The following is an 11,219-nucleotide window of genomic DNA, read 5'->3' as shown; positions in this document are numbered from 1 at the left end:
CTATATTCCAGTATATAGGTAAATACATTGCTGATTATTCTGCCATTGACCGTCCCCCGTTGCCTGATATGCAGGATCCGGCTGACCTGTTACGCTGGGCATCGGAATCGGTCATTTATGAATCAGAATTGTATAACCGCCGGATTTTTTTACAGCAGGAAGAATTCAACCATGCGATGTTCTTATCTCTATCCAGGTCATTCTTTTATGAGGAGTTAAGGGTTGAGTTCAGCTCATATTACAATTTCACATCAGAGGAGTATCTGATCCGTCCGGAGCTTAAATGGAGCGCCAGGGACGGAATGCTGATCTCTGCCGGCGCACAGATTATGAGAGGGCCGGATGAATCAATATATAACATGGCCGGTAAGGTCCTTGGAGGCTTTTTTGCAGGTATCAGGATGTCGTTCTGAAGGGTAACTTCCGGTGTTATGCTTAAGGTTGATTTTTTGTGCCCCGGTTTATCCGGATTAAAGGAAAGAATTTACTAATGACAGGAAAACACTTTTTTGCCAGGTACAGGAGAATAATAATTGCTGCATCAGTTTTTTTGATTTTTGCTATGCTTCTGCCGCTGAGGCAGGCAAGGATCAACCCCGATCTGATGGAGTACCTGCCCGATGATATTGAATCAAAGGTTAATCTTGACAGCCTGGAAAGCATATTCGGCCATTACGATCCCCTGATTGTGATATTTGGCGCCCCTGATGTGCTGGAGCAGGCAACCCTTCTGCGATTGAGGGCCATTAATGACTCACTTTTATCCTATGACGGGTTTGAGGATGTAATATCGATCTTTGAATCGGTCTACATCAGGGGCGAGCATGGTGCCATGCTGGTCGATCCCGTGGTGAGGCGGATACCTTCGACCCGGGAGCAGAAGGAGGCGCTGCGGGAAGAGATAATTGACAATCCCCTGGCCTGGAAGATGCTCGTTAGCGAAAATTTCAGTTATACCCTGATGCTGGTAAATCCCGGGCAGGATGTACCCGATGACGAAATGATTGAATACATCTCCCGGCTCCTTGAAAATGTACCGGGCGATGAGGAGGTATGGTTCGGGGGGCTACCGTATCTGCGGTACGAGATCCAGAAACTGGCCATGCGGGACCTTGCAGTTTTGTTTCCTGCCGGACTCATCGTTATGATACTCTTTTTGTATTTGTCATTCAGAGAGTTAAGAGCCGTACTGCTGCCGTTTTCAGTGGTATGTATGTCGACGGCTATTGCAATGGGAATCATACCGTTGCTGGGATGGGACTTCAGCATTATTGCCGTGCTGATTCCGATAATGATGATTGCCGTTGCCAATAATTACGGTGTGCATATCGTAGCCAGGTACCAGGAGATTAATGCCCGTGAACCGGGAATGGAGATGAAGCAGATAGTTGACAGGGTAATGGCGGCCCTGACAAAACCCATAACACTCACGGCGCTGACAACCATATTCGGTATACTGGGTTTGGTGGTCCATGTTATGTTGCCGGCCAGGCAGACAGGTATTGCAAGTGCGGCAGGAATAGCATTTGCTTTGTTGTTCAGCCTGCTTTACATACCCGCCGTAATGAGCATGCTGAAAAAGGGTAAGGTTCACAGGAGCTTCACCGGTAACGGGAAGTCTGTGATTGACCGGCTCCTGGCATGGTCAGGGCAGGTAACAACAAGAAGAACGGTTACGGTAATTCTTGTTTTTGCAGCCTTTCTTCTTATATCGGCTACAGGTATATTAAGGCTCAAGGTCAGCATCAACACCGAGGAGATGATGCCGGCAAACCATCCGGTAAGGGTCTCTACAGAAATTGCCAATGATAATTTCGGGGGAGTAAAACATGTCTCTGTATTGTTCGAAGGCGACATCCGGGATCCGTCGGTTATGACAGCTATGGACAGGTTCGGGAGGGAACTGGAGGATGTAAGGGGTGTTGGGGGTGTCACTTCGCTGGCAACTATCATACGCCAGATCAGCCGTGCACTCAACGATCCCGGCGATGAGTTCTACGATACCATTCCACAAAGCCGGGCGGCAATAGCTCAGTACATTGAGCTTTACAGCATGAGCGGCGACCCGGAGGACCTTGAGCAACTTGTGGATTTTGACTTTACCAGGGCGGTTCTGAACGTGCAGTTCAGTGCAGACGATATACGGGATTTCAAACGCATAACATCTGTAATCGACAGGATGGCCGCAGGGACGCCCTGGGCCGTGCTGCAGGCCGGACAATCGCTGGTTGAAAAAGAGATGTCGCAGATGATAGTGCGGGGACAAATACTGTCGCTGGTGTTTGCTATGGCAGCGATCATTATTCTTCTGTGGATCATATTCGGTTCGGCATTTGCCGGGCTCATGGGTGCGGTTCCGCTTTTCTTTACCCTTGTGTGTAATTTCGGACTTATGGGCTGGGCCGGTTTTGACCTGGACATAGGTAACTCTCTTATTTCATCCATAGCCATAGGTATTGGTATTGACTATACCATTCACATATTCTGGCGCATAAAGAATGAGATGGCTGAAGGAAAGGATTACAGGGATGCAATTGTAAGGAGCCTGGCAACCACGGGCAGGGGTATCGCCATAAATGCCTTTTCGGTCATGATCGGCTTTTCGGTGCTCTTTTTTTCCGGACTGGTAATTCTGAAAACATTTGCCTTTCTTATCATCTTTTCGCTGTTTCTCTGCCTGTTGTGTGCGCTTATCCTCGTGCCTGCCTTATGCCTGATCGTCAGGCCCGCGTTTCTGGAAAACAGCAGCAGGCGAACCGATTATGACAGAACAGACCCGATATCAAATAATTAATAAACACCAAAAATCAAATATTATGAAGACCACATTAATTATTACAATAATGCTTGCATCAGCGTTCATTCGGCTGAATGGACAGGATGCCGGTGAAATATCCCAAAGAGCTGCCGATATCATCGATATTGAGGCTATGGAAATGGCTGCCACCCTCAATATACATGACCACAGGGGTAATGTGAGAACCAGGCAGGTTGCAATAGCCACACGCACTTTTAACGGGACAGCAAAAACGCTTATACGCTTCCTTTCACCGGCCGATGTCAGGGGAACGTCAATGCTTGTCCATGATCATGAAAACGGTGCCGATGATATGTGGATATACATGCCAGCACTTCGCCGGACCCGCCGGATCGTAAGCAGTGAAAGGTCGGCCAGCTTCATGGGATCGGAGTTTACAAATGCCGATATGGGCAGCCGCAACCCGCGTGAATTTGAGCACAAGATGCTTGGTTCTGAAACAGTCGAAGGAAGGGAGAGCTGGGTAATTGAATCGGTTCCCCTTACTGAGCAAATGGCCGAAGAGAACGGTTACAGCCGCATGGTTGCCCGGGTCGATAAGGAAAACTATCATACCTACAAGGTTGAATACTATGATCTTGACGGTGAGTTGCACCGCGTGATGGAAATTGGTGATTACCGGAGGCAGTCGGCCGACAGATACTGGGCCTTCAGCATGGAGGTAAGGAATGTGCAGAACAACCGGCGGTCGGTTCTGGCGGTGGACAGGTTCCAGGACGGCTCAGAATTGTCAGAAAACCAGTTTGAGGTGTCGGCGCTTGAAGATTTCTGAAAACCAGTACCGTTATAATCCCTGCCCAGGCAAATAACTAATTGTGTTCAGCCATTGATTGACGACATCCTGAAAATGTTGTAAATTGCGGAACATATTCAGTATCCCGTCAATAGTGAAAATTGATAAATTCGTATTAGCTCTTCTGGCCGTGGTTCTTGTTGCCTGGCTTTTCCCGCAGCCTGCCGGAGGAAAGAGCGGTGTTATCCTTGGATATGTGAGTACGGCAGGCATCTCGCTGATCTTCTTTTTTTACGGACTCCGGTTAAGTGCGGAAAAAATCAGGGCAGGACTCTCAAACTGGAAGCTCCATATCGTTGTCCAGCTCTCAACCTTTCTTCTTTTTCCGCTGGTTGTACTTGTATTATATCCCTTAGCACAGAGTGAAGAACATGAGATACTGTGGCTCGGACTTTTCTTCCTTGCAGCGGTTCCCTCTACTGTATCTTCATCGGTTGTGATGGTGTCAATAGGGAGGGGGAATATTCCCGGGGCGATTTTCAATGCCAGCATTTCAGGTATAATCGGGATTATACTGACACCTTTGTGGATGGGACTTTTTCTGCAGCAGACAGCAGAGGGGTTTGATTTTACTGATATTTACCTGAGGCTGTTCCTTGGAATAATCCTGCCTGTCATAATTGGTGTGCTGATGCAGCGAAAATGGTACGCTTTTGCACTGAGACACAGCCGGGAACTCAGCACCTTTGATAAATCGGTAATAGTGCTTATTGTTTACAGGAGCTTTGCATCTTCATTTACTGATGATGTTTTCAGGCAGATCCATGCCACCGACCTGGTATTGCTTGCTCTCCTGGTAACCGCCCTGTTCTTCTTTATGTACGGGCTGATCCGGTTGATAACCATAATTCTTGGATTCAACAGGGAGGATCGTATAACAGCCCTCTTCTGCGGCTCGCAGAAGTCCCTTATACACGGAACCGTTTTTTCAAACGTGCTCTTCGGCACCTTCCATGCAGCCGGCCTCATCCTGATTCCCCTGATGCTCTTCCATTCATTGCAGATCTTTGTTACCAGCATCATTGCTGCCCGTTATGGCAGGAATAACAAAGGATGATAAGCTTTCCATTACAGATATTTTTGCATATTTACAGTTATAAAAACCGCCTATGGACCCTATACTGCTCGTTCTCATCCTTGCTGCCGCCGTAGCTTCACTGCTTTTCCTGGTGCTTAAACTGAAGATACACGCCTTTATCTCTCTAATGCTCGTCAGCATCATCACGGGATATGCTGCAGGTATGACACCTGCTGCAATACTTGCAAGTATACAGGAGGGTATGGGAGGCACCCTGGGCTTCATTGCCGTGGTGGTGGGACTGGGCGCCATCTTCGGCAAGATACTTGAATATTCGGGCGGGGCAGAGGCCCTTGCCATGTATATGATAAACAGGTTCGGCGAGGAGAAGGCACCCTGGGCCCTCAGCATTACCGGCTTTATCATTGCCATACCGGTATTCCTTGATGTTGCCTTCATTATACTGGTGCCTATTCTTTATGCTCTTTCGAGGAAGACAAAGAAATCGCTCCTGTTTTACGGCATTCCTCTTCTGGCGGGACTTGCAGCCACGCATAGCTTTATACCGCCCACGCCCGGCCCCGTAGCCGTGTCGGAGATAATAGGGGCCAATCTGGGATGGGTGATCATTCTCGGCTTCGCGGTAGGAATCCCCGTGGTCATCATTGCCGGGCCGCTTTTTGGGCGCTATATAAGTGATAAGGTAAAGATCCAGCCCCCTGCCGAGATGTTCGCATCTCTGAAGGAAAACGCAAGACCGCAGCAGGATTATCCCGCTTTCCGGCTTGTTGTTTTGCTCATTGGCTGTCCGCTTGCCCTTATTCTTTTCAATACCATAACAGGTGCGCTTGTTAATACCGGTGTATTGCCAGACAATTTCCTGACTGCCTTCATAATCTTTATCGGCCACCCGTTCTCGGCGCTACTTATCGCCACATTCCTCGCCATGTATTTTCTTGGTATCAGGAGGGGGACAAAAAAGAAGAAGCTCCAGGAGATCAGCAATGCCGCCCTGGGCCCTGCCGGCATTATAATATTGGTAACCGGGGCAGGAGGGGTGCTCAAGCAGATACTGGTTGACAGCGGCATTGGCGACACCCTGGCACAGGCGGTATCGACCGGCAATATAAACCCGGTTGTGCTGGCATGGATCATTTCTTCGGTAGTGCGGGTAACACAGGGATCGGCAACAGTTGCCATGATAACCGCGGCAGGCATCATGAGTCCGATATTGCCTGTATTTGCCCTTTCCCAGCCGCAGGAGGCGCTTGTTGTCATCTCCATAGCTGCCGGGGCCACGATCCTGTCGCACGTAAACGACAGCGGCTTCTGGCTCGTTGGTAAATACCTGGGGATGGACGAAAAACAGACACTGCAGACATGGACGGTGATGGAGACCATCATAGCAGTGAGCGGACTGCTCTTTGCATGGCTGCTCTTCCAGGTGTTCTGATCACAGAATCTCCCTTTAGCCCTATCGGCAATTGAACAAAATCGCCAAACAAACATTTATTTATATAGATGTATGAGTAACGGTTTGAGGTTTGGCTAATATGGATTATAAGGAATTTGTTTATACAAGGTTGTATTCTGATGCTGAAGGAGAGAGCCTGTTTGAGGATGTTAAAGTGCCGCTTGCTGACAAGGGACCCATCGGATACCTTTCAGATAACTTCAAAGTAGAGGATATCTGTTTCCGGCTGAACGATGCCGGTTACGACTACGATTTTCATAATGCCCCGGCAAGGCAGTTCATAATACTGCTTGACGGCGAGATAGAGATAACCACCAGCCTGGGAGAAACCAGGAAATTCATTGGCGGTGACATTCTGCTTGTTGAAGATACATCAGGCAAAGGGCATAGGACAAAAAATGTCCGACAGCAGGTAAGGAGGTCGGTCTTTATCAGGCTGGCCGGCGATAGTTTACCACCTGGCTAGTTTTAACATCCCCGCGCCGGGAACCCCGCCTTCCAATAAGGAGAATTGTTACTCAGGTGTTTAATGATAAATTTGGAGGAGTATGAAAAATGATAATAACATAAACAAAAAGATACTGGGACTGCATCATGTTACGGCAATGTCGTCCGATGCGCAGAAAAATGTTGATTTTTATGCAGGTATACTGGGGCTGAGAATGGTCAAAAAGACCATTAACTTCGATGCCCCTGAGGTTTACCACCTGTATTACGGCGACAGGGAAGGTTCGCCGGGCACACTGATGACCTTCTTTCCATATCCCGGAATGGTGCGTGGACGGAAAGGTACGGGACAGATGACCGTTACATCTTTTTCAATAGCTGAAGGATCGATGGGTTACTGGACAGAGAGGCTGGCCAGATTTGGTATAGACCATGCCGCACCCCGCCAGCGCTTCGGCAGCGAGGAGTTCATCTATTTTGAGGATGATGACGGACTGGGCCTTGAGCTTGTAGCCACAGGCGGAGACAAGCGTGAAGGTTTCAATTACGGGCACATACCTGAAAAACATACAATTAAAGGATTTTACGGCATCACCCTCAACCAGCAGCGTCATGAAAGAACGGCGGAGTTCCTTACCGGGAAGATGGATCACCAGCTTCTGGAAGAGGAGAACGGGCGGATGCGCTTTTCGCCCTCACAGGGGGCAGGCACCCTTGTCGATGTGCTGGCTATGAATGGGGGAGAAATGGGGCGTGGAGGCAGCGGCACTGTGCACCATGTTGCCTTTGCAACTGCAGATGACGGAACACAGTTAGTGGTGCGCGAAAAGCTTGCAAATGCAGGCGTTCATGTAACACCGGTAGTGGACAGGCAGTATTTCAGGTCCATCTACTTCCGCGAACCCGGAGGTGTGCTCTTTGAGGTTGCCACCAATCCGCCTGGCATGGCTATAGACGAAGATATAGAAAGACTTGGCGAGGAGCTGAAACTACCCCCCTGGCAGGAGAACAACAGGGAAATCATAGAGAGCAACCTGCAGACGATAAGCTTTGACAGGAAAAAATTCGCCGACAGCACTTTTACTTCATTCTCCAGGTAATTTGCCGGCAGACTGATAATTTCAGATAATATGTATATCGCAGCAGGACCTGCTGCCTTGATAAAACCATAGTTATGCACAGTTACGATATAAGGGAGAGGGGCAACCTGCAAACAGCCTCTAAAGCATTGATCCTTCTACATGGCAGGGGCGCCACGGCAGAGAACATAATGCCACTGGCAGATTTTTTCACAAACGAAAGCTGGTATGTGGCGGCACCGCAGGCAACCAATTACCAGTGGTACCCTTACAGCTTTCTCATGCCGGCAGAACAGAACGAACCCTGGCTGAGCAGCGCCATTGATTATGTCAAAAAGATCATCGACAATATTTCCGGGCATATACCTTCAGAGAATATTTACATTATGGGCTTTTCGCAGGGGGCCTGCCTTTCGGCGGAAGTTGCTGCCCGTAATGCTGCAAAATACGGTGGTTTGGGGATTTTTACCGGGGGGGTGATAGGGGAGGAGCCTGCCTGGGAGCTCTACCGGGGCGACTTCAAAAGCACCCCTGTCTATATCAGCAACGGCGACAACGATCCCCATATTCCTCAAAGCAGGTCGGAGGAGTCCCGCGACCAGCTCCAGGGCATGGGCGCCCGTGTAACCCTCGACATCTTCCCCGGAAGGGAACACACCATCCTCCAGGAAGAGATCGACCGGGCAAAAGAACTATTGAGCCTGCATTAATGCGAATTCCGGTTAATTTCTCATCATCACGGTAAAATTGAATGGACCTGTTATCTCACTTCCGGTGGCATTGAAAAAGGCGTTAAACAGGATATAAATACTGCCATCTGGCTTTATTTCAGATGGCAGTATTGTTTTTCCTGAGAAAGGAAGAATCAGCTATTCTGATCTGGCAGTAGACAGCATCATTATGATCTGGTCAATCTGTTCCCGCAGAAGTTCATTTTCCTGACTGAGGGCCTGGATTTGCTGTTGCTGGTTTTCAAGTGCCTGGATCTGTTGCTGGCTTTCCTGAAGTTGCCGGATCTGCTCACGCTGTTGTTCAATCTGCCCCTGCTGGTTTTCAATTTGTTGCTGCTGCTCCTTTACTGCTTCAACCAGCACGGCTGTCATCTCGGCATAATTAACGCTTTTCAATCCGTCAGACGAATTAGTGAATACAAGCTCGGGCAGCACTTCCTCAACCTCCTGGGCAATGAAGCCTATCTTTATGGCTCCGTCCTCATCTCCCAACCAGTTGAAGTAGACCCCCCTGAGCAAGGAGATGTCTTCAAGTGCATTGGAATAGGGTTCAATATTGGTCTTGAGCCTATGGTCGGAGTTGGAGACAAACAGCGATCCAAATTCATCAACCATCAGGGCCGAGCCGGATCCGTTTACAGGAATATCCCTGAAGCGGGCATTACCGTCAACATCGAGCATTTCTTGCGGATCATGGTGATTTATGGCAGTTCTTCCGTTTTTTAAAACTGTAATTGCATTTTTGGTTGCATTAGTTGGATCTCCTTCCCAATCTCCATGGCCGTTGCCAATTACGAACAGAGGCTCAGAGTCAATCCACTCTGTTTTGTTGTGTTCAAATTCTATGTATGGATACTTCCCAACTACAAAGGAGTTATATGATGTTGCATGTACCTCGTGACCAATTGCAACTGATCTGTTGGCCTCTGCTGTCGATCTTTCACCCATTGCTATTGAATAATCCCCTTCTGCGTGGCTGGAGTAACCTGAAGCCAGTGATGCTTCCCCGCAGGCCCTTGTTCTGTGCCCCATGGAAACAGAATAGTCACCTTTGGCTTCTACCTGCCTTCCCATTGCTAATGAATTATCCCCTATTGCCTGGCTGAAGTAACCTGAAGCCAGTGATGCCTCCCCAACGGCCTCTGTTTCGCGACCCAGGGAAACAGAGTAGTCACCTTTGGCTTCTGCTCCCTTACCCATGGCAACTGAAGCCTCGGCTTCAGCTAAAGTATTGTATCCGATTGCAACAGAGTAGTCACCTGATGCCCTGGCAAATTCACCAAATGCTGTTGAGGCAATACCTTCGGCAGTGGAAGACAAGCCGCTGACAGTTGCCCCTTCATTTAAGGCAAATGTTCCACCTCCCAAAGCAACAGAATATTGTCCAAGTGATTGATTCCCGTAACCCAATGCTATTGAGGCATATTCATTTGCGACAGACTCCTGTCCCATAGCCACTGAAGCCTCACCTTTTGCTTCACACGACCAGCCTGCGGCAAATGCATTGGCACCAATAGCTTTTGAATCCCAGCCGGCGGCAAATGAAGTTGGTCCAGATGCTTCGGTCTCGTAACCAAAAGCGGTGGCTATAAAGCCAGTTGCCACAGTCTCACGTCCGAATGCACTTGAATAATAACCACTGGCAATTGTACTGTATCCGGTTGCGAGAGAGTAGCCGTCACTTGCTTCTGTCATCGTTCCAAGCGCAAAAGCCCCCCGTCCTGTTGCTTTGGCTCCCATACCGATGGCAACGGCCCAGTCATCTGTGGCTCTGGTATGGTCGGTTACATTGCCAATTGAATCCTGCCCGATAAAACCGATCGCAAAGCTTCCCAGGCCGCTTGCCTCAGTGCCCCTGCCTATTGCAAAGGCATCCTCACCAGTAGCCTCTGCCTCAAATCCGATGGCATAGCTCCCTTTACCCGTAGCCATGCTTCCCTGACCGAATGCAAAGGCATTATCTGCACTTTCGTCCTCTATGTGTGAACCGGCGATTGAATTGTTTCCGAAGGCGAAGGAGTTATTTCCCGCGGCGATGGCATTCCGGCCTATTGCTGTGGAAAAGCCTCCTCTGGCCACTGACTCGTAACCAAGGGCCTGTGAATATTCGCCTATTGCCTTTGATTCAAAGCCCGATGCCCATGAGTTGGTCCCTACGCTGTCGGGATGCTCGACCAGCACCCTGCCTGCCATGAATGCCTCTTTTTGAGGGTACCAGAGTATGCGTGCCTCGCTGTCGATAACATCGGGCGTTTCAGTGCCAGAGATGTTGAAGTATTCGCTTAGTCCGTCCTTGCTGTGCGTGAAGCCGCCCACTGCAAAACCTCCCCTAACTCCTTTTGAGAGATCTGTTTCGTCCAGTGAAAAGAGAGCGCTGGCAGGGGTGAGGCTGAAATAGTCCACTTCCGTTTGCTTACTGTGTGTGAATCCACCCACTGCAAATCCTGCCCGCACTCCCTTGCTGCCATTATCATCATCTTCTACCGGCTTGGAGTCGTCGATGTTAATTCTTACAAAGCCCGGGTCAACCCTCAGGAACTCCAGCGGCTGATCACCTTTTGAATGGGTGAAACCTCCAACTGCAAATCCGCCCCTAACGCCTTTGTCATCGGTTTTCTCCTCGTCGATGGTTATCCTGACCGAACCTGGGTCAACCCTGAGGTATTCTATTTCGTCTCCCTTGTCCCGCGTAAACCCGCCCACGGCAAACCCTCCCCTGGTGCCCTTGCCTGTTGCCTCTTCATCAACATATATCCTGACCCCTGTCTGGTACACCCCGAAAACCACCTGTCCGTCGCGATTTTTGACCTCGAATATCGGGTCATCATCTTCGGCGTCTTCCCTGCTTGTTACCTGCAG

General features: G+C 49.3%; 9 protein-coding genes. 8 read left to right on the top strand and 1 reads right to left on the bottom strand.

The genetic code is table 11. From position 1 onward, the window contains the following. From EA408_12940 to EA408_12905, 8 genes are all read left to right on the top strand, one after another. Positions 1-413 (top strand): hypothetical protein (locus EA408_12940; protein TVR69170.1); only part of this gene is annotated, 413 nt, incomplete at its 5' end. A gap of 77 nt (positions 414-490) precedes the next feature. Further along, a complete protein-coding gene (locus tag EA408_12935) occupies positions 491-2,794 on the top strand; it encodes a hypothetical protein (protein TVR69169.1) in 2,304 nt (767 codons plus the stop codon). Further along, entirely contained in the window at positions 2,763-3,590 is an 828-nt protein-coding gene (locus tag EA408_12930) for an outer membrane lipoprotein-sorting protein (GenBank protein ID TVR69168.1), read from the top strand. Before EA408_12935 ends, EA408_12930 begins: the two co-directional genes overlap by 32 nt. 115 nt (positions 3,591-3,705) lie before the next feature. Next, positions 3,706-4,668: a bile acid:sodium symporter gene (locus EA408_12925; GenBank protein TVR69172.1), complete on the top strand. Its 963-nt coding sequence runs from the start codon at positions 3,706-3,708 to the stop codon at positions 4,666-4,668. A gap of 52 nt (positions 4,669-4,720) precedes the next feature. After that, entirely contained in the window at positions 4,721-6,082 is a 1,362-nt protein-coding gene (locus tag EA408_12920; GenBank protein ID TVR69167.1) for a gluconate transporter, read from the top strand. Positions 6,083-6,182: 100 nt separating this feature from the next. Beyond that, complete coding sequence (locus tag EA408_12915) at positions 6,183-6,569, top strand: hypothetical protein (protein ID TVR69166.1); 387 nt, start codon at positions 6,183-6,185, stop codon at positions 6,567-6,569. A gap of 100 nt (positions 6,570-6,669) precedes the next feature. Then, entirely contained in the window at positions 6,670-7,650 is a 981-nt protein-coding gene (locus tag EA408_12910) for a ring-cleaving dioxygenase (GenBank protein TVR69171.1), read from the top strand. A 74-nt stretch (positions 7,651-7,724) separates the two neighbouring features. Continuing rightward, positions 7,725-8,339: a phospholipase gene (locus EA408_12905; GenBank protein TVR69165.1), complete on the top strand. Its 615-nt coding sequence runs from the start codon at positions 7,725-7,727 to the stop codon at positions 8,337-8,339. Positions 8,340-8,498: 159 nt separating this feature from the next. Here the strand turns inward: EA408_12905 and EA408_12900 are convergent. Next, positions 8,499-11,219 (bottom strand): hypothetical protein (locus EA408_12900; protein TVR69164.1); only part of this gene is annotated, 2,721 nt, incomplete at its 5' end.

The sequence above is a fragment of the Marinilabiliales bacterium genome (genome assembly GCA_007695015.1).
Lineage (GTDB): Bacteria > Bacteroidota > Bacteroidia > Bacteroidales > PUMT01 > PXAP01.
Note: the sequence above shows the minus strand (reverse complement) of the source record. Positions and strands in the feature narration are given on the sequence as shown.

Bases quoted from the DNA above. Each gene is read 5' to 3' on its own strand.
- EA408_12935 (TVR69169.1), top strand. From the start codon at position 491: ATGACAGGAAAACACTTTTTTGCCAGGTACAGGAGAATAATAATTGCT.
- EA408_12930 (TVR69168.1), top strand. From the start codon at position 2,763: ATGACAGAACAGACCCGATATCAAATAATTAATAAACACCAAAAATCA.
- EA408_12920 (TVR69167.1), top strand. From the start codon at position 4,721: ATGGACCCTATACTGCTCGTTCTCATCCTTGCTGCCGCCGTAGCTTCA.
- EA408_12915 (TVR69166.1), top strand. From the start codon at position 6,183: ATGGATTATAAGGAATTTGTTTATACAAGGTTGTATTCTGATGCTGAA.
- EA408_12905 (TVR69165.1), top strand. From the start codon at position 7,725: ATGCACAGTTACGATATAAGGGAGAGGGGCAACCTGCAAACAGCCTCT.